Genomic DNA, 22,955 nt, shown 5'->3' with positions numbered 1-22,955 from the left:
CTTCAGCTCGCCAGGCGCAGCTCCTTGGGGAGGGCGAAGGTGATGTTCTCGGCTTCGCCGTCCAGCTCGCGTACCGTGCCGGCGCCCCAGGACTGCAGGCGGGCGATGACCTCCTGCACGAGCTTCTCGGGCGCGGAGGCGCCGGCGGTGACGCCGATACGGGCCTTGCCGTCGATCCAGGCCTTTTCGATGTGCTCGGCGCCGTCGATGAGATGGGCGGTGACGCCCTGCTTCTCGGCCAGTTCGCGCAGGCGGTTGGAGTTGGAACTGTTGACGGAGCCGACCACGAGCACCAAATCCACCGCTTCGGCGAGACGGCGCACGGCGTCCTGGCGGTTCTGCGTGGCGTAGCAGATGTCGTCCTTGCGCGGCCCTTCGATGGCGTCGAATTTCGTGCGCAGCGCCTTGATGATGGCGATGGTGTCGTCCACCGACAGCGTGGTCTGGGTGACGAAGGCGAGCTTGCCCGGCTGCGAGGGCGTCAACGCGGCGACGTCTTCCACCGATTCGACGAGGTAGATGTTGCCCGGATTGGCGGGATTCCACTGCCCCATGGTGCCTTCCACCTCGGGATGGCCGTCGTGGCCGATCAGGATCACGTCGTAACCGGCGCGGCCCAGGCGGGCCACCTCCATATGCACCTTGGTGACCAGGGGACACGTGGCATCGAACACGTTGAGACGGCGCCGGTCGGCCTCCTCGCGCACGGACTTGGGCACGCCGTGGGCGCTGAAGATCACCGTGGAGCCGTCGGGTACCTCGTCGAGTTCCTCGACGAACACGGCACCGTCGGCGCGCAGGCGCTCGACCACGTAGCGGTTGTGCACGACCTCATGGCGCACGTAGATCGGCGCGCCGTACGACTCGAGCGCGCGATCGACGATGGCGATGGCGCGGTCGACACCGGCACAGAAGCCGCGGGGATTGGCGAGGAGGATGTCCAAGGAAGCCTCGTGGCGGCCTCGCGGGGCCGCTAGATGGGTTGCCGCACGATTATCGCATGGTTGGGCAACGCCTGCCGGGTGCCGCAAGGCCCATCGCGGACAGGTTCCGCTCCCACCCTCCGGTAGCAGCGTTCCTACCGAAGGGTGGGAGCGGCCCCCTGTCCGCGATCGCTACGGAGCCATCAGGGCGACTTCTGCGAACCGGAAAACAGGCTGAACACGATCAGCGCCACCGCCCCCACGCTGATGGCCGAATCGGCCACGTTGAAGACGGGAAACGGGTAGCTGCCGATGAACACCTGGATGAAATCGGTCACCTTGGCCGCGTGCAGGCGATCGATGAGATTGCCCAGGGCACCACCGACGATGAGGGCCAGCGGCAAGGCCGTGCGCCAGTCGCCTCGCGGGGTACGGGCGAGCCAGACGCTGAGCGTGGCGCTGATGCCCACCGCCAGCAGCGCGAAGAACCAACGCTGCCAACCGGCACTGTCGGCCAGGAAGCTGAACGCGGCACCGGTATTGAAGGTGAGCGTCCAGTTGAGCAGGCCCGGGATCACCGGATGCGGGGTTTCGGGGGGCTGCAGGGCCGTCAGCGCCCACCACTTGGTGAGCTGGTCGAGCACGATCATGGCGGCGGCGAGCCATAGCCAGGACAATGCATTGGGTTTGGGGCGTACGGTCATTCGGTCAGGCCATCGAAGGTGGAGTCGGCCCGCGCCGCTCGGGCGGCACGGGCCACGGGTGGTCGTCGCCGATCAGAACCAGCGGCGGTCTTCGCCCTGCCCCACCACGTTCTCGACGCAGCGGCCACAGATCTCCGGATGGGCGGGATCGACGCCGACATCCGGGCGGTGGTGCCAGCAACGGACGCACTTGGCGTCCTCGTTGACGCTGGCCGAGACGTAAACCTCGGCACCGTCGACCTCCACGCGCTCCGCCGACGCCGGGCGGCCGTCGAGCGGGGCCAGTACCACGTCGGAAGTGATGAAGAAGAACCGCAACTCGCTCGCCGACTCGGCCAGCGCCGTCTGCGTGGGGAGATCCGCATGGACGGTCAGCGTGGCGTCGAGCGACGCGCCGATCTGGCCGGCCTTGCGCATGCCCTCGAGCACGCGGGACGCGGTATCGCGAATCGCCAGCAGGTTGCTCCACCAGGCGCGGGCGTCCGCATCCTGGCGTACGTCGAGCCCTTCGTAGAAGGTCTCGAACAGCACCGATTCACCGCGCGTCCCGGGCAACTGCTGCCAGATCTCCTCGGCCGTAAAGCTCATGATCGGCGCGATCCAGCGCACCATCGCCTCCACGATGCGATACATCGCGCTCTGCGCGCTGCGGCGACCGCGGCTGTCGGTCGGCATCGTGTAGAGGCGATCCTTCGTGACGTCGAGATACAGCGCGCCCAGTTCGTTGGTGCAGAAGTTCTGCACGCGCTGCACGATCTCGGGGAAGTCGTAGCGCTCGTAGGCCGCGACGATCGCCGCCTGCACGTCGGCCGCCTGCTGCACGGCCCAGCGGTCGAGTTCGACGCAAGCCTCGGTGGCGAGCAGGTGCTTGTCGGGGTCGAACCCGTCGAGGTTGCCCAGCAGGAAGCGCGCCGTGTTGCGCACGCGGCGATAGGTGTCCGTCACGCGCTTCAGGATCTCGTCCGACAGCGCCATCTCGTTGCGATAGTCGGTCGAGCAGATCCACAGGCGCAGGATGTCGGCGCCCAGGGTTTTCATGATTTCCTGGGGCTCGATGCCGTTGCCCAGCGACTTGGACATCTTGCGGCCCTGCGCGTCCACGGTGAAACCGTGGGTGAGCACGTGGTCGTACGGCGCACGTCCGTGGATAGCGGCCGAGGTGAGCAGCGACGACTGGAACCAGCCGCGATGCTGGTCGGAACCCTCCAGGTACATCACCTTGTATTCGGAGGCGTCGCCGGCTTGCAATTCGGGACGCGCGCCGATCACGGCGAAGTGGCTCACGCCGGAGTCGAACCAGACGTCGAGCACGTCGGTCACCTTTTCGTAGCGATCGGCGTCGTCGCCGATCAGCTCGCGCGCATCGAGCGCGAACCACGCATCGATGCCCTCGTGCGCCACCTTCTGCGCCACCTTCTCCATCAGCGCGACGGAGTCCGGATGCGGCTCGTGGGTGACCTTGTCGACGAACAGCGTGATGGGCACGCCCCAGGTGCGCTGGCGCGAGATGCACCAGTCGGGACGCCCGTCGACCATGCCCGCGATGCGCTCTTCGCCCCAACCCGGCACCCAGCGCACGCTCTTGATCGAGCTGAGCGCGGTGCGGCGCAGGTCGGCCTGTTCCATGCCGATGAACCATTGCGGCGTGGCGCGGTAGATGACCGGGGTCTTGTGGCGCCAGCAATGCGGGTAGCTGTGGGTGAGCTTGGCGAAGGCCAGCAGCACGCCGCGCGAGCGCAGCAGATCGACGATGACGTCGTTGGCCTTCCAGATGTGCTGTCCGGCGAGCGCGGTATCCGGCGCCACGAACGGCACCTCGGGACGGTAGACGCCGCGGCCGTCCACGTAGTTGAGCGTGCCGATACCGTAATGGAGGCCCACGGCGAAGTCTTCCGCGCCATGATCGGGCGACGTGTGCACGGCACCGGTGCCGTCGTCGGCCGACACGTGGTCGCCGAGGATCAACGGCACCTGCTTGTCGTAGAAGGGGTGGCGCAGCGGCTTGTTCTCGAGCACGGCACCCTGCACGCGGCCGAGCACGTTCACCGACTCGACGCCATAACGGGCGAGCGCCTTCTCGGCGAGCGCCGAAGCGATCACCAGCAGCACGCGACGGCCGTCGCGCGACGGCCCTTCGACCAGCGCGTACTCGATGTCGCCGCCGAGCGACACGGCCTGGCTGGAGGGCAACGTCCACGGCGTGGTGGTCCAGATGGGCACGGCCACGATGGCGTCGCCGACGTCCACCCCGAAGTCGACGCCGATGTCCTTCGGATAGACGGCGTCGTAAGCCACGTCGACGGCCGGCGAGGTGCGCTCGGCGTATTCGATCTCGGCCTCGGCCAGCGCCGAACCGCAATCGAAGCACCAGTAGACCGGCTTGGCGCCGCGCACCACGTGACCGTTGGCCACGATGCGCGCGAGCGCGCGGATCATGTCTGCCTCATAGGTGAAATCGAGGGTGCGATACGGCTTTTCCCAGTCGCCGAGCACGCCCAGGCGCTTGAAGTCGGTGCGCTGCAGGTCGATCTGCGCCAGCGCGTATTCGCGGCACTTCTGCCGGAACGCGGCGGCATCGAGCTTGTCGCCCGCCTTGCCGAACTTCTTCTCGATGGCGATTTCGATGGGCAGGCCGTGGCAGTCCCAGCCCGGCACGTAGGGCGCGCGGTAGCCGGCCATCAGCTTGGACTTGACCACGACGTCCTTCAGCACCTTGTTGACCGCGTGGCCGAGGTGGATGACGCCGTTGGCGTACGGGGGGCCGTCGTGCAGCACGAACACCTTGTCGCGGCCGGCGGTCTTCTCCTGGATCTGCGCATAGCGGCCCACGCGCTCCCACCCGGCCAGCCATTCCGGCTCGCGCTTGGGCAGGTCGCCGCGCATGGGGAACGCGGTCTGCGGCAGATTGATGGTGTGCTTGTAGTCCTGGGTCATCGCTGGCAACCGTGGGTTTCTCGAAAAGGCGCGAGGCGCCTCATGCATTGACAAGAATGGGGTTCATCCCAAGGGCCTGCCGCGCGTCGATCTCGTCCTGGCGCATCTGCACCGTGAGGGCGTCGAGATCGTCGAACTTCGCTTCGTCCCTGAGCTTCCGCACGAATTCCACGCCGATGCGCTGGCCGTAGAGATCGCCGGAGAAATCGAACAGGTGGGCTTCGAGCAAGGGTTCGCGCACTTCGTTCACCGTGGGCCGGAACCCGAGGCTGGCCACGCCGGGCCAACTGCATGGACCGTCGCCGATACCGATGCGTACGGCGAAAATGCCCTGGATGGGGCTCACCCGCTCGCGAAGGTGCACGTTGGCCGTGGGGTAGCCCAGCGTGCGGCCGAGCTGCTGGCCGTGCTCGACGTGCCCGTCGATCACGAAGGGGCGCCCCAGGAGCGTGGCGGCGTCGGCGAAGCGGCTTTCCGCGAGCAACGCGCGCACTCGCGACGAGGACACGCGCTCGCCGTCCACGACCACGGGCGCGACCGCATGAGCGGTAAAGCCCAGCTCGGTACCCATGCGCGCCAGCAGCGCGAAATCGCCGCCGCGGCGATGGCCGAAGCGGAAATCCTCGCCCACCCACACCTCGCGGGCGGCCATTCGGCCGACGATCACGCGGCGGACGAAATCCTCGGCCCCCATCTCGGTCAGCGCCTTGTCGAAGCGCAGGGAGAGCAGTTCGCGGATGCCCGCCGCGCCCATGCCCTCGGCCTTTTCGCGCATGCCCGAAAGGCGGGGCACCGGCTCGGCGGAGAAATAGGCGCGCGGCAACGGCTCGAAGGTGATCACGGCGGGCGCGAGGCCACGCTCCCCGGCCCGACGGCGCACCTCGGCGAGGATCGCCTGGTGCCCCAGGTGAAGCCCGTCGAACGCGCCGATCGCGACGATGCTGCCTTCGGGCGCGAGGCAGGGGCCGTCGACGTCGCGATGGAGTCGCAGGGTCATGCGCGGGCGTCCTGGGATCGATGCGGAATAAAAGCCATCGGGCCAGTATAGCGGCCCCATTGCGCCGCACAATGCGGCGTACGTGCCGTCATCGCGGGCTCATCGCGCGCGCAGGTCGCGCAGCCGGAACCCCATGGCGAACAGCGCCGCCAGGTAGGCCCCGCCGCCGGCGCCGACCAGCACGGCCAGGCGCCAGACCCGCTCCCACTTCTCGACGTCGCTCCATTCCGGCCACACGTGCAGGCCCGCGAGGAGCACGATCACCATGGCGGCGCAGGCCGCGCCGAGGCGGACCAGGTGGCGGCTCCAGCCCGGCTGGGGGGTGTAGACCCCCGCCTTGCCCAGCCAGCGCCAGAGCAGCGCGAGATTGAGGTAGCTGGCCAGTGCGCTGGCCATGCCCAGCGCCATGTGCAGGCCAGGGATGGCGGAAAGGGCCTCGAACCACGAACCGGCCTTCTGCTCGGGGGAGGCCCAGAGGAAAAACAGCAAGGCCAGGAAGATCACGTTGAAGACCATGTTGAACACCAGCGAGGCGACGCCCGCGCGCACCGGCGTCTTCGTATCCTTGCGGGCGTAGAAGGCGGGCAGCACCACCTTCACCAGGGCGAAGGCCGGCAATCCGAAGCTCAACGCCGAGATCGACATCGACGCCATCTTCGTGTCGAAGGCCGTGAAGCGCCCATGCTGGAAGATCGTCGCCACCAGCGGCACGGAGAGGATCATCAGCGCGAACATCGCCGGCACGGCGATCAGCAGCGTGGTGCGCAGGCCCCAGTCGAGCGCCCTGGAGAAGCCGTCCTTGTCGGTGGCCACGTGGTGGCGCGACAGCGAGGGCAGGATCACCGTGCCGAGGGCCACGCCGAACACGCCCAGCGGCAACTCGAGGAAGCGGTCGGCCTGCGACAGCCAGCTCTGCGAACCGGCGATCAGCAGCGAGGCGATGATGGTGTCGAGCAGCAGGTTGATCTGCGCCACCGACGAGCCGAACAGCGTCGGCACCATCAGGCCCATGATCCGGCGCACGTCGGGGGAGCTCCAGCCCCAGCGCGGGAGGGCCAGCAGGTCGAGCTGGCGCAGCGCCGGAAGCTGGAAGAGCAACTGCAGCACGCCCGCGACGAGGATCGCCCAGCCCATCGCCATGATCGGCGTATGCAGCTTCGGCGCCAGCCACAGCGCGCCGGCGATCATGCACAGGTTGAGGATCACCGGCGTCAGCGCCGGCAGGCCGAATCGGTGGAAGCTGTTCAGCGCGCCACCGCACAGGGCGGTGAGCGACACGAAGAGCAGGAAGGGAAAGGTCAGGCGCAGGAGGTTGACCGTGAGGTCGAATTTCTCCGGCGTATCCACCGCGCCCGGGGAGAACAACGCGGTGACCTGGGGTGCGAAAAGGATGCCGATCGCCACGACCAGCAGCAGCACACCGCCCAGGGTTCCCGAGGTACGGGCCATCAGCGCCTTGAGGTCGCCATGGGGGCGCGTCTCCTTCACCTCGGTGAACACGGGCACGAAGGCCGTGGAGAACGAACCCTCCGCGAACAATCGGCGCATGAAATTGGGAATGCGGAAGGCGACCCAGAAGGCGTCGGTGGCGGCATTGGCACCGAACGAGGCATTGATCGCCATGTCGCGGACCAGGCCGAGCACGCGGGAGACCATGGTCATGCCGCTGAAGGACAGCATGCCGCGAAGGAGGCTGGGGGTTTTCATCCGTGCCGTGGGTACCGGGGTAAACCGCTAGTTTGACAAAGCCGGGCTGGCAGCGGACAGTCTCGCCTCTGGTTTTTTCGGGGCGCGTCGCGCCCTCCACCCGAGGGGTCGTTCACGCGGCCCCTAACCTATTGACGCAGCCTCGTTTTGGCTCCACAATGGGTGTCTTTTTTAAAACCCACCGAACACTGGAGCTTTACCTTGGCCAACATCAAGTCCGCGAAGAAGCGTGCGCGTCAGTCGGAGCAGCGCCGGCTGCGCAACGTCAGCGCGCGTTCCATGGTGCGTTCCGCACTGAAGAAGGTCGTCAAGGCGATCGACGCCAAGGATAAGGCAGCGGCCGTCACGGCCTATGCCGTCGCCGTGCCGGTCATGGACCGCTACGCCGCCCGCGGCCTGATCCACAAGAACAAGGCCGCTCGCCACAAGAGCCGCCTGAACGCGAAGATCCGCGACCTGGCCTGATCGCCTGCGCGACATCGCTGAAGCAAAAAAGCCGGCGCAAGCCGGCTTTTTTGTTGCCTGAAGTCGCCGCTTCGCAGGAATCGCGGACAGGGTCCGCTCCCACCCTTCGGTAGGAACACTGAGAGAACTGCCCGGGCCTTTCCCGGCAGAGCAGGTGCTACCGGAGGGTGGGAGCGGACCCTGTCCGCGATAGGCCTTGCGGCAAGCCCATCACTCCCCGCGCATGCGAACGTCGTCCACCGCATCGGTACGCTCGCGCATTGCCGCGCGCTCGGCGTCGAAGAACTGCTGCACCTTGAGGCAGACGTCCCAGGTACCGACCTGCCCGGCCGCCGAAACCAGGAACCACGGCGCCTTCCAGTCCAGCCGGGCCACGATATCCGCGGCAGCCGCCTGAAGCTCCTCCTCGTCGGAGAAGACATCGGACTTATTGATCACCAGCCAGCGCGGACGCTCGACGAGTTCATCGTCGAAGCGCTCCAGCTCGCTCTCGATGGTACGCACCTGCTCCACCGGGTCGGAGCCGTCGATGGGCTGGATATCGACCACATGCAGCAGCAGGCTGGTACGCGACACGTGACGGAGGAACTGGATGCCCAGCCCCGCCCCTTCCGCCGCCCCCTCGATGATGCCGGGGATGTCGGCGATGACGAAGCTCTGGTCGGTACCCACGCGCACCACACCCAAATTCGGGTGCAGCGTGGTGAACGGATAGTCCGCCACGCGCGGCGTCGCCGCCGACACGGCACGGATGAAGGTGCTCTTGCCCGCGTTGGGAAAGCCCAGCAGACCCACGTCGGCCAGCAGGCGAAGCTCGAGCTTGAGGTCGCGAACGTCCCCAGGCGTACCCGGGGTCGCCTTGCGCGGCGCACGGTTCACCGAGCTCTTGAAGTGGATGTTGCCCAGGCCGCCCCGGCCACCCTGCGCCACCTTGAGGCGCTGGCCGTGCGAGGTGAGGTCGCCGATGACTTCGTCGGTGTCGACGTTGGTCACCACGGTACCGACCGGCACGCGTACCTCAGTGTCCTCACCGCCCTTGCCATACATCTGGCTACCCATGCCGCCCTGCCCGCGCTGCGCCTTGAACGAGCGCTGGTGACGGAAGTCGACCAGGGTGTTGAGGCCTTCGTCGGCCACCAGCCAGACCGAACCGCCGTCGCCGCCGTCGCCGCCGTCGGGACCACCGAACGGGATGAACTTTTCGCGACGGAAGCTCACGCAGCCGTTGCCGCCGTCGCCGGCGTGGACTCGAATCTGGGCTTCATCGACGAATTTCATGGGGCAACCTATGGGCGTGAACAGTGAGCAGTGAAGAGTGAACAGTGAGCCATGGGCCGCGAGCGGCGAAACGTGAGCCGCAGCCCATCCCAGGAATGACACCGGCAGATGACGGCATGGATCACCGCCCCTGTTCACGGCTTACTTTTCACTGTTCATGCAAAAACGAAAAGCCCCGCCATGGGGCGGGGCCTTCGCTATCGCGTCGGGGGAGGCTTACGCCTGGACGACGTCGACGAACTTGCGGCCCTTCTCGCCGCGGGTCTTGAACGACACGGTGCCGTCGACCAGGGCGAACAGGGTGTGGTCGCGGCCGAGGCCGACGCCCACGCCAGCGTGGAACTTGGTGCCACGCTGACGAACGATGATGTTACCGGCTTCGACAGCCTGACCGCCGTAGATCTTCACGCCGAGGTACTTCGGGTTCGAATCGCGACCGTTGCGGCTGGAACCTACGCCTTTTTTATGTGCCATGACTCATATCCTCCGGCGACTCAGGCGTTGATGCCCGTGATCTCGATTTCGGTGTAGTGCTGACGATGTCCCTGCGTGCGCTTGTAGTGCTTGCGACGACGGAACTTGACGATGCGGATCTTGTCGGCGCGGCCGTGGGCGCGGATCTTCGCGCTGACGGTGGCACCGGCGACCAGCGGGGCGCCGACGGTGATCGACTCGCCTTCGCCGACGAGGAGGACCTCATCGAACGTGAAGGTGGCATCGACTTCGGCGGGGAGCAGCTCGACGCGCAGGACTTCGCCCTGCATCACGCGGTACTGCTTGCCACCGGTCTTGATGACTGCGTAGCTCATGGTGGTTTCCTGATTATGTAGTTCTTCTTGGGTGTTGCGGGTGTTACGAACCGCGAATTATAGCGGGAGGGGAAAGGTGAGGTCAATCAGGTGGTTAAGGGTCGACTACAAGATGACCCGGATCACATGGACCAATCAAATCAACCACTTACGAACGCGACACCACGACGACGCTCACGCGAGGGCGGACGTCCGGCCGCAGGCACCGGCGTGCGCCGGTGCCTGCGAGGCGCCCGAGGGGTGCCGTTACTTGCCGGGCGCCGGCTTGGCCGTGCCGCCCGTGGCCGGGCACTGGCCCTGGGCGTTCAGCGTGCCCTGCCCCTGCAACTGCTTGATCATCTGCTGCCCGCGCTCCTGGCCCCAGGTCTTGCCGATCTGCATGCCCTCGGCCATGGTCGCCGGCATCTCGCGGATCACCTTCTGGCCGGTGGGAGTGCTGTAGAACTTGAGCAGTTCGTCGATTTCCTTGTCGGTGAAGTGCTTCTGGTAAACCGGCACCATGCGCCCGATCAGCTGGTTGGTGGCGTTCTGGTCGACGAAGCCCTGCCAGTAGCTGGCCGGCACGCAGGGCAGCGCCGTCTGCATCACGCCCGCCATCTGGCTGTTCATCTGGCTCAGCATCCGTCCCATGCCCACGACTTCCATCAGCTTGCGCACCTGCTGCTCGCTCGGCTGCGCCGCCATGGCCTGTCCCGTGCACACCGCCAGCAGGAGGCCTGCCGCAACCGCTGTCCGTTTACGCATGGATATATCCTCGTAGTGGAATGGTGCCCCTCCCCGGGGCGCCGCCATGGTAGCGGGGGCGGACATCCAGGGGTAATCCCCGGCCAGATCGGCGCCCTCGGCAAAGAACTTGTGAAGACCGGGCAAAAGCCGAGGTGACGGGGGGGCTTTACACCCTTGGTATAGTCGTCGTCTTCCCCAACATACGTCGGCACATGGACAGCATTCGCATCCGCGGCGCCCGCACGCACAATCTCAAGAACATCGACCTCGACCTCCCGCGTGACAAGCTCATCGTCATCACGGGGCTGTCCGGGTCCGGCAAATCCTCGCTGGCCTTCGACACCATCTATGCCGAAGGTCAGCGTCGCTACGTCGAGTCGCTGTCGGCCTATGCCCGGCAGTTCCTCTCGATGATGGAAAAGCCGGACGTGGACACCATCGAAGGCCTTTCCCCGGCCATCTCGATCGAGCAGAAGTCGACGTCCCATAACCCCCGCTCCACCGTCGGCACGATCACCGAGGTGTACGACTACCTGCGCCTGCTCTACGCGCGCGTCGGCACGCCGCGCTGTCCGAACCACGGCACGCCGCTCGAGGCTCAGACCGTGAGCCAGATGGTGGACACGGCCATGGCGCTCGACGCCGACAAGCGCTGGATGCTCCTGGCGCCGGTGATCCGCGAGCGCAAGGGCGAGCACGTACAGGTGTTCGAGCAGTTGCGCGCGCAAGGCTTCGTGCGCGCCCGCGTCGACGGCGAGGTCTACGACCTCGACGCCGTGCCGCCCCTCACGCTGCGCCAGAAACACACCATCGAGGCGGTGATCGACCGCTTCCGCCCGCGCGACGACATCAAGCAACGCCTGGCCGAATCCTTCGAGACCGCCCTGCGACTGGGCGACGGCATCGTCGTGCTGGTGGACATGGACGACGCGAAGGCGCCGGAGCAGTTGTTCTCGTCGCGCTATTCGTGCCCGTTGTGCGACTACTCGCTGCCGGAGCTGGAGCCGCGCCTGTTCTCGTTCAACTCGCCGGTCGGCGCCTGCCCCACCTGCGACGGCCTAGGCGTCACCCAGGTGTTCGACCCCGCGCGCGTGGTCGGCCATCCGGAACTGAGCCTTGCCGGCGGTGCGATCCGCGGCTGGGATCGTCGCAACGCGTACTACTACCAGATGATCGTCTCGCTGGCGAAGCACTACGGCTTCGATCCGGAGACACCGTGGCGCCAGTTGCCGAAGTCGGCGCAGAACGCCGTGCTCAACGGATCGGGCAAGGAGGTCATCCCCTTCCGCTACCTCACCGACCGGGGCGGCAAGGTCACCCGCGAGCACAAGTTCGAAGGCATCCTGCCCAACCTCGAGCGTCGCTACCGCGAGACCGAATCGGCGGCCGTGCGCGAAGAACTGGCGCGCTATATCTCCGACCATCCCTGCCCCGACTGCGGCGGCCAGCGCCTGAATCCCTCGGCGCGCAACGTCTTCGTGGCCGACAAGGCGATTCCCGAACTCACCTCGCTCGCCATCGACGCGGCGCTCGATTTCTTCGCCAAGCTCAAGCTCGCCGGCTGGCGTGGCGAGATCGCGGTGAAGATCGTCAAGGAAATCCGAGAGCGCCTAACGTTCCTCAACGACGTGGGCCTGAACTACCTCACCCTCGATCGCCAGGCCGACTCCCTGTCGGGTGGGGAGGCGCAGCGCATCCGACTCGCCAGCCAGATCGGTGCGGGCCTCGTCGGCGTGATGTACGTGCTGGACGAGCCCTCCATCGGCCTGCACCAGCGCGACAACGAGCGCCTGCTGGGCACGCTCACCCGCCTGCGCGACCTGGGCAACACCGTGATCGTGGTGGAACACGACGAGGACGCCATCCGCGCGGCCGACCACATCCTCGACATCGGTCCGGGCGCCGGCGTGCATGGCGGCGATATCGTCGCCGAGGGCACGCTGGCCGAGGTGCTGAAATCGCCGCGCTCGGTCACCGCCAAATACCTCACCGGCGAGCGCGGCATCGAAGTGCCGGCGAAACGCCGCGAGGCACGCGACGGCCAGTGGCTGGAACTGAAGGGCGCCACCGGCAACAACCTCAAGGACGTCGACCTCCGCGTGCCGATCGGCACGTTCACGTGCGTCACGGGGGTGTCCGGCTCGGGCAAGTCCACGCTGATCAACGACACGTTCTATCGCATCGCCGCGATGGAGCTCAACGGCGCCAGCGAGCAGCCCGCACCGTACGAATCGATCGAGGGCCTGAACCTCTTCGACAAGGTGGTGGACATCGACCAGTCGCCGATCGGCCGCACGCCACGCTCCAATCCGGCCACCTATACCGGCCTGTTCACGCCGCTGCGCGAACTCTACGCCCAGGTGCCCGAGGCGCGTTCGCGCGGCTACACGCCGGGCCGCTTCAGCTTCAACGTGCGTGGCGGACGGTGCGAAGCCTGCGAAGGCGACGGCATGATCAAGGTGGAAATGCACTTCCTCCCCGACGTGTACGTGCCGTGCGACGTCTGCCACGGCAAGCGCTACAACCGCGAAACGCTCGAGGTGCTCTACAAGGGCCACACCATCGCCGACGTGCTCGACATGACGGTGGAAGACGCGTTCAAACTGTTCGAGAACGTGCCGGTGATCGCGCGCAAGCTCGAAACCCTGCGCGCGGTCGGCCTCGATTACATCAAGCTCGGACAGAGCGCCACCACGCTGTCCGGCGGCGAGGCGCAGCGCGTGAAGCTGTCCAAGGAGCTGTCCAAGCGCGACACGGGCAGCACGCTCTATATCCTCGACGAGCCCACCACCGGCCTGCACTTCCACGACATCGAGCAACTGCTCGACGTGCTGCACAAGCTCGTCGAGCACGGCAACACGGTGGTGGTGATCGAGCACAACCTCGACGTGATCAAGACCGCCGACTGGCTGGTCGATCTCGGTCCCGAGGGAGGTGCCGGCGGCGGCCGGATCCTCGTCAGCGGCACGCCGGAAACGGTGGCCGCCACGAAGGCGTCGCACACCGGCCGGTTCCTGCTGCCGCACCTGAAGCCCGCCAAACCCGTCGTCGCGAAGCCCGCGCCGACGAAGAAGGCGACCACCAAGGCCGCTCCGGCCAAGAAGACCGCGAAGAAGAAAAGGACCGCATGAGCACCGAAGCCTCGACCACGCCCGCACCGATCCCCGTCTTCATCACGCCGATGGACGTGCGCTGGCAGGATCTCGACGCCTACAACCATGTCAACAACGCGAACTACCTGGTCTACCTCCAGGAAGCGCGCCTCAAGTGGCTGATGCAGCTTCCCGAGCAGTGGTACAGCCCGGCCGCCGCGCCGGTGATGGCGCATAGCGAGATCAACTATCGCCTGCCCATCGAATGGCCCGCCGACGTGCAGGTGGAGCTCTACGTGAATCGCCTGGGCACCAGCTCGATGACGGTCGGCCACCGGATCGTCGATTCGAACGACGCCACCCGCGTGCATGCCGACGGCAGCGTCACGATGGTGTGGATCGACACCAAGAGCGGGCGGCCGGTGCCGGTGCCGCAGGTGATTCGCGATGCCGTGGCGGAAGCGGAAAAGGGCTGATAAAGCCTGCTTGGTTCACCGCTGCGTAGCGTGCGCGGGCAGGGTCCGCACCCGCCCGCCGGTAGGATGGTTACTACCGACGGGTGGGAGCGGACCCTGTCCGCGATGGGACTCGCGACAATCCTCCATTCATGTCTCCCCGGTATGATCCCCGCACGGGCATACAAGGAGAGACTTACATGCGTCGCACCCTCGCACTGGCGATCGCCCTCGGCATCGCCCTTCCCGTCGCCGCCGATGAGCGCAGCACGCTCACCCTCTATCGTGCCGACAACGACCAGCTCTTCGCCACCGACGGCCGGGCCGTATCCGGTGACGGTTATGCCGTGGTCCACGAGCGCCGCGCGTTCGACCTCAAGGGCGGCACGCAGGACCTCTCCATCGACGGCCTTCCCTCCGCGCTCGACAGCGAGGCGCTGAGCCTGCGCTTTCCCGGCAAGGGCGCGCGCGTGGTGTCGCAGCGCCTGATGCTGGGCCAGGGTTTCGATGCGGCCATTTCCGGCCTCACCGGGAAAGACGTGACCGTGGTCGGCACGACCGGCCAGCCCATCGCCAGCGGTACGCTGGTGCACGGCGGCGATCCGCTCGTGATCCGCGACGCCGGCGGCGCCACGAGCCTGGTGAAGGACTACGCCGCCCTGCGCCTGTCCGGTTCCGCCGACATCGCACGCGGCTCGACGCTGCAGGTTCGCGTCGCGGGCGCGTCGGCCGGCCGCACCACCGCACAGCTCGACTACCCCACCTCCGGCCTCGGGTGGCGCGGCGCCTACGTGGCGACGATCGCGCCGGGCAACACCTGCCGCATGGATTTCGATGCCTCGGCCAGCATCGCCAATCGTAGCGGCCGTGACTGGAAGGACGTGTCCCTGAAGCTCATCGCCGGGGACGCCAACCGGGCGAAATCCGCGCCGCAGCCACGCATGTTCAAGGGCATGGTCGCCGCCGCGCCGATGGCCGCGAACATGGACGCCATGCCCGAGCAGGCCACGCTCGGTGACCTGCGCACCTACACCCTGCCCGCCGCGGTGGACCTTCCGGACGGGAGCGTCACCCAGACCCCGCTGTACGATCGCCGCACCATCGATTGCGAGCGCGAAGCGGTGTACGACACGCAGATGCGTTACTACAACTCGCCACCCCGCCTCGAGCGCGACATCGGCATGCCGCCCAGCACGCCCATCGTGTCCACGGTGCGCTTCAAGGCCTTCGACAGCCTGCCCGCGGGTTACGTGCGCGTACTCACCGCCGACCGCGACGGCAACGCCGAACTGCTCGGCGAGGGCCGACTCGACGATATGCCGAAGAACAAGGAAGCCACCGTCACGCTCGGTAACGCGTTCGACCTCACCGCCACGCGCGAGCAGACGTCGTTCGCGGCGAGCGTCGCCGACCATCGGATCGACGAGGGCACGCGCATCACGCTCAACAACGCGAGCGACGCGAGCCGCACCGTCACGGTGCGTGAGCATCCGAACCGCTGGCGCGCCTGGACGCTCACCTCGTCGTCGGTCAAGCCGACGAAGAACACGCCCGACGGACTGGAGTTCAAGATCGATGTGCCCGCCCACGGCACGGCCACGCTCGATTACGCCGTACGCTATACCTGGGCCGCCACCGATCTTCCGCAGTAAGCGGCCTCACCTTCACCATCCGGGACACGCCCATGCTCGACATCCTTCTCCACGACGGCGACATCCACGAAATCCGCCTGGCCCGCGCCCCGGTGAACGCCATGGACATGGCCCTGGTGACCGCATTGCGCGAGGCCGTGGAAAACGCGCCCGCCAACGGCGCACGGGGCATCGTGATTTCCGGTGCGCAGGGCATGTTCTCGGCCGGCGTGGACGTACCCGCCCTGATCCAGCGCGACCGGGCCGGAGTGGCCGAGTTCTGGAACGCGTTCTTCGCCATGTGCGGTGCGGTGGCTGCTTCACCGATACCGACGGTCGCCGCCATCACCGGTCACAGCCCGGCCGGCGGCGCCGTGCTGTCGCTGTTCTGCGATTACCGCATCATGGCGCACGGTGTATACAAGATCGGCCTCAACGAGGTGCAGGTCGGCATTTCGGTGCCCGAACCCATCCAGTACGCCATGCGCCGCATCGTCGGCGCCTATCGTGCCGAGCGCCTCCTCGTGGCCGGGGCGATGGTGGATGCCGAGCAGGCCCACGCCATCGGCCTCGTCGACGAGCTGGCGGCGGTGGAGCAGGTGGTCATGCGCGCCGTGCTCTGGCTCGGCGACATGCTGAAGCTGCCGCCCAAGGCCATGCTTCGCACCCGCGCCATCGCACGGGCCGATCTCGTGGCAATGTGGGGCGATACGTCGGGGCTGCTCGACCCCGGCTTCATCGACGACTTCTTCGGCGAGGAAACGCAGTCCGTGCTGAAGGCGCTCGTCGCACGCCTCAAGGCACCAAGGTAGACGCATCGCGGACAGGCTCCGCTCCCACCCTTCGGCAGGAAGGTTGCTACCGGAGGGAGGGAGCGAACCCTGTTCGCGATGCCATCGCGCCGAAGCCGCGGATACCCGCCACACCCTGCCCCGCATGCATCCGCGCCACCGCTGCATCGCCCGGGCCGACACCGCCCAGCGCGAACACCGGCAACGAAGCCGCCTCGACGAGCTTGGCGAACCGCGGCCACCCCAGCGGTTCCGCATCCGGATGGCTCGCCGTGGTCATCACCGGCGACAGCGTCGCGAAATCGCAGCCCAGGCGCGAGGCCAGGGCAAGTTCCTCGGCGTCATGGCATGACGCCGCCACCCATTGCGACAGCGGCAACGGCCGGGTATCGAGCTCGCGCAGTTGCGCCGCCGACAGATGCACGCCGAGCCCCAGGTCGCGGGCGCCCTCGATGTCGCGATTGAGCAGCATCGACGCACCGAAGCGATGAAGATCGGGAAGCAGGAGAGCCGCCCCCGCGCGCGCCTGCGTAAGCGGCATCGAAGGCAATCGCCACTGGATAAGCCGCTCTCCCCGGGCCAAGGCCACGCGAACGTGCGTAATGGCCGTATCCACGGAGAGATCGGCCGGCGTGATCGGATAATGCTCGGGAAGCCGCAATGCGGCGAGGATGGGCCGATCGGCGGGCGCCAGCATCGCGGGATCGATGTCGCGCGGATCGCGCCATGCGATCGCCGCCGCATCGAGGGCGGCGGGCTCGCCACTCCACGCTCGCACCACCAGGGCATCCAGGCACATGGCCCGCTCGCCATACGACCACGGAATGCGGATCAATGGCTCGAACGACAACGGATCGACGGCGATGCCCAGTTCCTCGTCCAGCTCACGCTCCAGCGCCGCGGCGGTATCTTCGCCGGGCTCGAGCTTGCCGCCGGGAAACTCCCACAGGCCCGCCAGGTGCTTACCCGGCGGACGCTGCGCGATGAGGATGCGGCCGGCACCGTCCACCAGCACGCCGGCGGCGACATGCATCATCCGTTGTAGACGTACTTGACCATGTCGAAGGCGTGCGCGTGGTCCTTGTCCTTCTGGTGATGGATGCGCGACACCTCGGTCCAATGCTTGAAATCGATGCCCGGGAAGAACACGTCGGCACCCTCGAACTTGCCGTCCACCCAGGTCAGGTACAGCTCTTTCGCATAAGGCAGCGCCTCGCGGAAGACTTCGCCGCCACCGATGACCATCAGCCCCGTATGACCGCAGCTGGCCTGCGCTTCGGTCACCGAGCGCACGGTGATCTGGCCGGGAAACGGCGCCTCGCCCTTGCGCGAAAGCACGTAGTTGACGCGATCCGGCAGGGCACGGCCGATCGACTCGGCGGTCTTGCGTCCCATGAGCACCGCCCTGCCCACCGTCAGTTCCTTGAAGTACTTCAGGTCGTCAGGCAGGTGCCAGGGCAGCCCCCCCTGCTTGCCGATGGCAAAGTTTTCGTCGAGCGCGGCAACCAGGTGAACAGCCATGGAACTTCCTTTGCGTGAAAGCGATAAGATACGCGCCGACATGCGAACGGCGCGTTGCGGATGGTAGTCCCCTACGGCCTCGGGTGAAACAGCCGCCGCCCGGGAGGAGCGACATCCTCTCGTCGAGCCGTCCTACATTCCGTCAAACCTGCGATTTATCGAAGGTTTTTGCGTCATCGAGCCCCGGTACGCCGTTACCGGCCACGCCGCGGGAACGGCGGGCCACCCGGTCGACGTCATCGCGCGCGGCGCTTGGGCCCGACCGATGCGGCGTCCCACGCGGCCATGACCCGCGTGATGCCCCCCTCCACGGCGCTCAGGCCGACGCCGTCCCGCGCGAGCACGGATACCCCCAGCAGGAAGGCGTCGAAGACCGCCGCCAACGCGCGAGGATGGGTGTCGGCGGCCAGTTCGCCGGCGTCGATGCCACGCTGGACGCACGCGGCGAATCCCGCACGGGTGCGCGAACGCGAGCGCGTCAGCGAATCGCTGACCGACGCATGCTCCTCCGACGGTGCGCTCATGACGCCCAGACCCACCATGCAGCCCTTGGGGTGATGTCGCTCGTACTGCATTTTCGCGGATCGTCGCAAAGCCGTCTCGACGGCGTCGCGCGGCGCCATGGTTTCGTCCCACAGGCATTCGGTGACCCGCGCGTACGTGTCCAGATAGCGCCGGGCGCACTCCTGGAACAACGCCTCCTTGGAGCCGAACGCCGCATAGAAGCTGGGCGCGGAAATCCCGCCGCCGATGGCAGCCTTCAACTGGCTCAGCGACGTCGCTTCGAATCCGTTCTGCCAGAAGAGGTCCAAGGCTTCGTCGATCGCCTTGTCGCGATCGAACCCTCGCGGTCGACCCATCACGGCCATGCATGCCTCCCTAAGTCGATCAGGCTTTCATACTACTCGATACACAAGTTGGCCGCCTGTCAGTGGCCATACACCGGCTCATGCACGTGACGCACGCCGGCGATGTCGCCTCAGACGGCGACGTCCGCCTTGATGGACGGATGCGGTGCATAACCCGACAGTTCGAAATCCTCGATCCGGTAGTCGTCGATCGACGAGGCCCTGGAGTGGAGCGTAAGCGTCGGCATGTCCCTGGGCTCACGCGAGAGCTGCAGTTTCGCCTGTTCAAGGTGGTTCAGATACAAATGCACGTCGCCACCGACCCAGATCAGTTCGCCCGGTTCGAGCCGCGCCTGCTGCGCGACCATAAGCAGCAGCGCCACGGCGCCGACCCAGTTGAACGGCGCGCCCAGCAGCAGATCGCAGCTGCGCTGGAACAGCAGCAGGCTCAGCTTGCCGGACGTATCGACGTGGAACTGGTAGACCATGTGACAGGGCGGAAGCGCCATGTCCTGGATCTCCGCGACGTTCCATGCGTGGAACAGCATGCGCCGGCTGTATGGGTTTTCCCGCAGCGTCTCGATCAGGCCCTGGACCTGATCGTGCTCGACGCCGTCGGTACCCCGCCACCTGCGCCACTGCTTTCCGTACACCGGGCCGAGGTCGCCCCATGTCCGGGCGAAGGCCTCGTCATGGACGATGCGTTCTTCGAAGTCTTCCTGGGAGATCGGTTCGCCCGTCTCCTTGCGGAATCTCGCGAGGGGCCAGTCGGTCCAGATGCGGACGCCCGCCTGCAGCAGCGGACGAATGTTCGTCTCGCCGCTCAGGAACCAGAGCATTTCCTTGACGGCCAGTTTCCAGTGGACTTTCTTGGTGGTGAGGATCGGAAACTCACCCCTGCCCACGTTGAACCGGGCAAAGGCACCGAAGACGGACAACGTGCCGACGCCGGTGCGATCGATGCGGCGATCGCCCTCCTCCAGGACTCGGGACATGAGGTCGAGGTATTGGAACTCCGGATGGCGCATCGAGGGCCTCGCGAACGTATCAGTGGGCTGCCGGCGCCGTCGGCGCATAGGGCGCCCGTCGCGACATGAGCAGGAGGAGGATGCCCACCGCGATGAGCGGCAGCGAGAGGATCTGGCCCATGGTGACCCAGCCGAAGGCGAGGTAGCCCAGCTGCGCGTCGGGCACGCGGACGAATTCGATGGTGAAGCGGAACACGCCGTAGAGCAACGCGAACAGGCCCGACACGGCATACCGGCGGCGCGGCTTCATGGAGAAGATCCACAGCACCGTGAACATCACCACGCCCTCGAGCGCGAATTCGTAAAGGGGATTGGGATGGCGCGGCAGCGCGTCCGGCGCATGCGGGAAGATCATGCCGATGGGCAGATCCGTGGGTTTGCCCCACAGCTCGCCGTTGATGAAATTGCCCAGGCGGCCCAGACCCAGGCCGAGCGGCACGAGCGGCGCCACGAAATCCACCGCATCGAAGAATTTTACGCCGTTACGGCGCGACCACCATAGGCCCGCGGCCAGCACGCCGAGCAGGCCACCGTGGAAGGACATGCCGCCGTCCCACACGCGGAAGATGGCCAGCGGATCGGTCCATATCCAGTCGATGGCCGTGTAGAACAGCATGTAGCCCACGCGGCCGCCAACCACCACGCCCATCATCGCGTAGAACATGAGATCGCCGAAGCGGTCGGCGTTGACCGGCAGGCGGCCCTGGCGGCGGCGGTACTCGCCCAGTGCCCAGCCGCCGAGGAAGCCGCCCAGGTACATCAGGCCATACCAGTGGACCTGGACGGGGCCGAGCGAAAAGGCGACGGGATCGATGTCGACAACGAAAGGAGCGGTCATGGATGAACCTGGTCGAAGCAGGCGCACAGTGTAGCGATCTTGCCGGGACCGGGGGATTCGGCTATATCGGCGGTCAGGCGCCGCCGGGGAGGCTACGCCATGGACGCAAACCAGGGGAAACCGGATCTATGACGCACCGTTTCGTGCGGCCGCTGCTGGCCGCGCTCTGTCTCGCCTTGCCCGCCGTCGCGGCTATCGCCGATACGATCCCTGTGGCGGATTTCGCCCGCCACCAGCCGATGACCTCGCCAAGGCTATCGCCCGACGGCAAGCACTTTTCCGTGGTCTACAACAACGAAGACGGCTTCACCCACGCGATCGCCATCTATGCCATCGACGACCTGCAACGTCCCACGGCCCTGATTCGACTGCCCCCCTACGACGTTCCCGCGCGCATGACATGGGTGAGCGCCCATCGTCTCGTGGTGGCGCGGGGCATACAGGACGGATCCATCGGCCTGGTCAGGTACACCGGCGAACTCATGGCCGTGGACATCGACGGCAAGAATCCCGACTACCTCTTCGGTTACGAAAACTACGGCAAGCGTGCCGCCACGCGCTCCACCGACCGCGGCTGGGGCTACATCGACGGCACGCCTCCCAAGGCCAACGGCCACTTCTACATGCGCGCCACCTCGTGGACGGATCGCGACCGCAGCACGCTGTACGACGTGGACGCCACCAGCGGCGTTCGTCACCAGATGGCGGACATCGGCCTGGGCGAGATGAGCTTCGTGATCGGCGCCGATGGCGTGGCGCGCTTCGCCTACGGCGTCGACAACGACTACAAGTACGTGATCTTCCACCGCAGCGGCGACGGCTGGACCCGGCTCGGCGACGACATCGCCCGCCAGCAGTTCCTGCCCTTCGCCCAGGTCGACGGCAGCCAGCGCATCTATGCGATGTACAGCCCGCATGGCCGGGGCGGCGAACTGGTCGAGCAGGACGAGGACGGCGGCAATCGCAAGAGCCTGGCACGCGACGAATTCAGCACCCTGACCACGGACGGCCTCTGGACGGCCGCACCGCTGCACCCGTTCGGGACGAGGGCCACGACCGGCATTCCCAGCGTCACCTATTTCGACCCGAACGAAACGATATCCAAGCTGCATCGCGCATTGTCCGCCAAGTTTCCGGGCGAACTCGTCAGCTTCGTCGATTTCAGCGAGGACGGGTCGCAGCTGATGTTCGAAGTGGACAGCGACCGCGACCCGGGCCGCTACATGCTGATCGACACCCACACCTACAAGGTGCGCAGCCTGTTCGCCATCTCGCCATGGCTGGACCCCGCGAAGATGAGCGAACGCCGCCCGATGCGCTTCAAGGCCAGCGACGGCATGGAACTGGAAGCGATCCTCACCTTCCCCAAGGGCAAACCCGAAAACGGCCTGCCCATGGTGCTGTTGCCTCATGGGGGCCCGCTCGGTGTTTCCGACACGTGGTTCTACGACAGGGACGCGCAGTTCCTCGCCAGTCGCGGCTACCTCGTGTTGCAGGTGAACTACCGCGGCTCGGGAAACCGAGGCAGCGCGTTCGAACACGCCGGCTGGCTCAACTGGGGCACGCGCATCCAGGACGACCTGATCGACGGCGTGAAATGGGCCGTCGACCAACACTACGCCGACGCCGGCCGGGTCTGCGTCTACGGCGGCAGCTTCGGCGGCTATTCGGCCATGATGACCGCGACCCGTGCTCCCGGCCTGTTCAAATGCGCCGTGGGTTACGCAGGCATCTACGACCTCGACATGATGTACAACAAGGGCGACATCAAGGATCGCCAGGTAGGGCTCAGCTACCTCACCCACGTGATCGGCCGCGATGAGGCCGACCTCGCGGCCAATTCGCCCGTGCACCTGGCCGACAAGATCACCGTGCCCGTGCTGCTGGTGCACGGCGAAGACGACCAGCGCGCGCCCTTCGCCCAGTTCAAGGCCATGAAGGCCGCCCTCGACGCCGCCCACAAGCCTTACGAAACCCTGACCAAACCGGGCGAGCGGCACGGCTTCGTCAAGCCGGAGAACGTGGAAGAGTTCTATACGAAACTTCAGGCGTTTCTCGACCGCAACATCGGCGATGGTGCCCCTGCCACATCCGGGGCGGCACCGTAACCCCCGACAGGACAGTTGCCCGACCCCCGCCGCAGGCGGTATTTTGCGTGGATCGCAAGCCCGGATGCGGGCAGGCGGGGGATCGGGAGGTTTTCGGGGT

At 66.7% G+C, this 22,955-nt stretch carries 20 protein-coding genes; 6 read left to right on the top strand and 14 right to left on the bottom strand.

All coding sequences use genetic code 11. From position 1 onward, the window contains the following. Positions 1 to 2 precede the first annotated feature (2 nt). From ispH to murJ, 5 genes are all read right to left on the bottom strand, one after another. Positions 3 to 944 carry a 4-hydroxy-3-methylbut-2-enyl diphosphate reductase gene (gene ispH / locus L2Y94_RS06820; protein ID WP_247373929.1) on the bottom strand — a complete coding sequence of 314 codons (942 nt, stop codon included), beginning with the start codon at positions 942 to 944 and terminating at the stop codon, positions 3 to 5. Between the two features lie 182 nt (positions 945 to 1,126). Then, on the bottom strand, positions 1,127 to 1,627 hold the full coding sequence (gene lspA, locus L2Y94_RS06815) for a signal peptidase II (protein WP_247373928.1): 501 nt from the start codon (positions 1,625 to 1,627) through the stop codon (positions 1,127 to 1,129). A gap of 72 nt (positions 1,628 to 1,699) precedes the next feature. Next, positions 1,700 to 4,561 carry an isoleucine--tRNA ligase gene (gene ileS / locus L2Y94_RS06810; protein WP_247373927.1) on the bottom strand — a complete coding sequence of 954 codons (2,862 nt, stop codon included), beginning with the start codon at positions 4,559 to 4,561 and terminating at the stop codon, positions 1,700 to 1,702. Between the two features lie 40 nt (positions 4,562 to 4,601). Continuing rightward, positions 4,602 to 5,558: a bifunctional riboflavin kinase/FAD synthetase gene (locus tag L2Y94_RS06805; protein WP_247373926.1), complete on the bottom strand. Its 957-nt coding sequence runs from the start codon at positions 5,556 to 5,558 to the stop codon at positions 4,602 to 4,604. Between the two features lie 99 nt (positions 5,559 to 5,657). Beyond that, complete coding sequence (gene murJ, locus L2Y94_RS06800) at positions 5,658 to 7,265, bottom strand: murein biosynthesis integral membrane protein MurJ (RefSeq protein ID WP_247373925.1); 1,608 nt, start codon at positions 7,263 to 7,265, stop codon at positions 5,658 to 5,660. 201 nt (positions 7,266 to 7,466) lie between these two features. Between murJ and rpsT the strand changes: the two genes are divergently transcribed. Then, a complete protein-coding gene (gene rpsT / locus L2Y94_RS06795; protein ID WP_144911158.1) occupies positions 7,467 to 7,730 on the top strand; it encodes a 30S ribosomal protein S20 in 264 nt (87 codons plus the stop codon). Positions 7,731 to 7,940: 210 nt separating this feature from the next. Here rpsT and cgtA read toward each other — a convergent pair whose 3' ends face one another. The 4 genes from cgtA to L2Y94_RS06775 all read right to left on the bottom strand — a co-directional run bounded on the left by cgtA (position 7,941) and on the right by L2Y94_RS06775 (position 10,561). Continuing rightward, on the bottom strand, positions 7,941 to 9,008 hold the full coding sequence (gene cgtA / locus L2Y94_RS06790) for an Obg family GTPase CgtA (protein WP_247373924.1): 1,068 nt from the start codon (positions 9,006 to 9,008) through the stop codon (positions 7,941 to 7,943). 216 nt (positions 9,009 to 9,224) lie between these two features. Next, the gene (rpmA, locus tag L2Y94_RS06785) at positions 9,225 to 9,482 is read right to left on the bottom strand and encodes a 50S ribosomal protein L27 (protein ID WP_144911162.1); all 258 of its coding nucleotides are present in this window, start codon (positions 9,480 to 9,482) and stop codon (positions 9,225 to 9,227) included. Positions 9,483 to 9,502: 20 nt separating this feature from the next. Next, entirely contained in the window at positions 9,503 to 9,817 is a 315-nt protein-coding gene (gene rplU / locus L2Y94_RS06780; protein ID WP_144911165.1) for a 50S ribosomal protein L21, read from the bottom strand. Between the two features lie 246 nt (positions 9,818 to 10,063). Next, positions 10,064 to 10,561: a DUF2059 domain-containing protein gene (locus L2Y94_RS06775; RefSeq protein ID WP_247373923.1), complete on the bottom strand. Its 498-nt coding sequence runs from the start codon at positions 10,559 to 10,561 to the stop codon at positions 10,064 to 10,066. 194 nt (positions 10,562 to 10,755) lie between these two features. On the opposite strand from L2Y94_RS06775, the gene uvrA reads away from it, so the two are divergent. The 4 genes from uvrA (at position 10,756) to L2Y94_RS06755 (ending at position 16,533) form a co-directional block, all read left to right on the top strand. Next, the gene (uvrA, locus tag L2Y94_RS06770; protein ID WP_247373922.1) at positions 10,756 to 13,674 is read left to right on the top strand and encodes an excinuclease ABC subunit UvrA; all 2,919 of its coding nucleotides are present in this window, start codon (positions 10,756 to 10,758) and stop codon (positions 13,672 to 13,674) included. Then, on the top strand, positions 13,671 to 14,111 hold the full coding sequence (locus tag L2Y94_RS06765) for an acyl-CoA thioesterase (protein ID WP_247373920.1): 441 nt from the start codon (positions 13,671 to 13,673) through the stop codon (positions 14,109 to 14,111). The genes uvrA and L2Y94_RS06765 overlap by 4 nt, the downstream gene beginning before the upstream one ends. 179 nt (positions 14,112 to 14,290) lie before the next feature. Continuing rightward, positions 14,291 to 15,742, top strand: a complete 1,452-nt coding sequence (locus L2Y94_RS06760) for a DUF4139 domain-containing protein (protein ID WP_247373919.1) — start codon at positions 14,291 to 14,293, stop codon at positions 15,740 to 15,742. 32 nt (positions 15,743 to 15,774) lie between these two features. Beyond that, positions 15,775 to 16,533, top strand: a complete 759-nt coding sequence (locus tag L2Y94_RS06755) for an enoyl-CoA hydratase/isomerase family protein (protein ID WP_247373918.1) — start codon at positions 15,775 to 15,777, stop codon at positions 16,531 to 16,533. Between the two features lie 46 nt (positions 16,534 to 16,579). Here L2Y94_RS06755 and L2Y94_RS06750 read toward each other — a convergent pair whose 3' ends face one another. The 5 genes from L2Y94_RS06750 to lgt all read right to left on the bottom strand — a co-directional run bounded on the left by L2Y94_RS06750 (position 16,580) and on the right by lgt (position 20,747). Continuing rightward, positions 16,580 to 17,548 (bottom strand): Nudix family hydrolase, encoded by a 969-nt coding sequence (locus L2Y94_RS06750; protein ID WP_345780020.1) that lies wholly within the window; start codon positions 17,546 to 17,548, stop codon positions 16,580 to 16,582. Continuing rightward, the gene (locus L2Y94_RS06745) at positions 17,545 to 18,033 is read right to left on the bottom strand and encodes a dihydrofolate reductase (protein ID WP_247373917.1); all 489 of its coding nucleotides are present in this window, start codon (positions 18,031 to 18,033) and stop codon (positions 17,545 to 17,547) included. The genes L2Y94_RS06750 and L2Y94_RS06745 overlap by 4 nt, the downstream gene beginning before the upstream one ends. Positions 18,034 to 18,269: 236 nt before the next feature. Next, on the bottom strand, positions 18,270 to 18,902 hold the full coding sequence (locus L2Y94_RS06740) for a TetR/AcrR family transcriptional regulator (protein WP_247373916.1): 633 nt from the start codon (positions 18,900 to 18,902) through the stop codon (positions 18,270 to 18,272). Between the two features lie 110 nt (positions 18,903 to 19,012). Then, on the bottom strand, positions 19,013 to 19,909 hold the full coding sequence (gene thyA / locus L2Y94_RS06735) for a thymidylate synthase (protein WP_247373915.1): 897 nt from the start codon (positions 19,907 to 19,909) through the stop codon (positions 19,013 to 19,015). Between the two features lie 19 nt (positions 19,910 to 19,928). Then, positions 19,929 to 20,747 carry a prolipoprotein diacylglyceryl transferase gene (gene lgt, locus L2Y94_RS06730; protein WP_247373914.1) on the bottom strand — a complete coding sequence of 273 codons (819 nt, stop codon included), beginning with the start codon at positions 20,745 to 20,747 and terminating at the stop codon, positions 19,929 to 19,931. Between the two features lie 128 nt (positions 20,748 to 20,875). On the opposite strand from lgt, the gene L2Y94_RS06725 reads away from it, so the two are divergent. Then, on the top strand, positions 20,876 to 22,855 hold the full coding sequence (locus tag L2Y94_RS06725) for an alpha/beta hydrolase family protein (protein WP_247373913.1): 1,980 nt from the start codon (positions 20,876 to 20,878) through the stop codon (positions 22,853 to 22,855). Positions 22,856 to 22,955: the final 100 nt, after the last annotated feature.

It is taken from the genome of Luteibacter aegosomatis, assembly GCF_023078455.1.
In the GTDB taxonomy this organism is placed as follows: Bacteria; Pseudomonadota; Gammaproteobacteria; order Xanthomonadales; family Rhodanobacteraceae; genus Luteibacter; species Luteibacter aegosomatis.
Note: the sequence above shows the minus strand (reverse complement) of the source record. Positions and strands in the feature narration are given on the sequence as shown.

Coding starts and splice junctions, on each gene's coding strand:
- lspA (WP_247373928.1), bottom strand. CDS start 1,627: ATGACCGTACGCCCCAAACCCAATGCATTGTCCTGGCTATGGCTCGCC.
- ileS (WP_247373927.1), bottom strand. CDS start 4,561: ATGACCCAGGACTACAAGCACACCATCAATCTGCCGCAGACCGCGTTC.
- L2Y94_RS06805 (WP_247373926.1), bottom strand. CDS start 5,558: ATGACCCTGCGACTCCATCGCGACGTCGACGGCCCCTGCCTCGCGCCC.
- murJ (WP_247373925.1), bottom strand. CDS start 7,265: ATGAAAACCCCCAGCCTCCTTCGCGGCATGCTGTCCTTCAGCGGCATG.
- cgtA (WP_247373924.1), bottom strand. CDS start 9,008: ATGAAATTCGTCGATGAAGCCCAGATTCGAGTCCACGCCGGCGACGGC.
- rpmA (WP_144911162.1), bottom strand. CDS start 9,482: ATGGCACATAAAAAAGGCGTAGGTTCCAGCCGCAACGGTCGCGATTCG.
- rplU (WP_144911165.1), bottom strand. CDS start 9,817: ATGAGCTACGCAGTCATCAAGACCGGTGGCAAGCAGTACCGCGTGATG.
- L2Y94_RS06775 (WP_247373923.1), bottom strand. CDS start 10,561: ATGCGTAAACGGACAGCGGTTGCGGCAGGCCTCCTGCTGGCGGTGTGC.
- uvrA (WP_247373922.1), top strand. CDS start 10,756: ATGGACAGCATTCGCATCCGCGGCGCCCGCACGCACAATCTCAAGAAC.
- L2Y94_RS06765 (WP_247373920.1), top strand. CDS start 13,671: ATGAGCACCGAAGCCTCGACCACGCCCGCACCGATCCCCGTCTTCATC.
- L2Y94_RS06760 (WP_247373919.1), top strand. CDS start 14,291: ATGCGTCGCACCCTCGCACTGGCGATCGCCCTCGGCATCGCCCTTCCC.
- L2Y94_RS06755 (WP_247373918.1), top strand. CDS start 15,775: ATGCTCGACATCCTTCTCCACGACGGCGACATCCACGAAATCCGCCTG.
- L2Y94_RS06750 (WP_345780020.1), bottom strand. CDS start 17,548: ATGATGCATGTCGCCGCCGGCGTGCTGGTGGACGGTGCCGGCCGCATC.
- L2Y94_RS06745 (WP_247373917.1), bottom strand. CDS start 18,033: ATGGCTGTTCACCTGGTTGCCGCGCTCGACGAAAACTTTGCCATCGGC.
- L2Y94_RS06740 (WP_247373916.1), bottom strand. CDS start 18,902: ATGGCCGTGATGGGTCGACCGCGAGGGTTCGATCGCGACAAGGCGATC.
- thyA (WP_247373915.1), bottom strand. CDS start 19,909: ATGCGCCATCCGGAGTTCCAATACCTCGACCTCATGTCCCGAGTCCTG.
- lgt (WP_247373914.1), bottom strand. CDS start 20,747: ATGACCGCTCCTTTCGTTGTCGACATCGATCCCGTCGCCTTTTCGCTC.
- L2Y94_RS06725 (WP_247373913.1), top strand. CDS start 20,876: ATGACGCACCGTTTCGTGCGGCCGCTGCTGGCCGCGCTCTGTCTCGCC.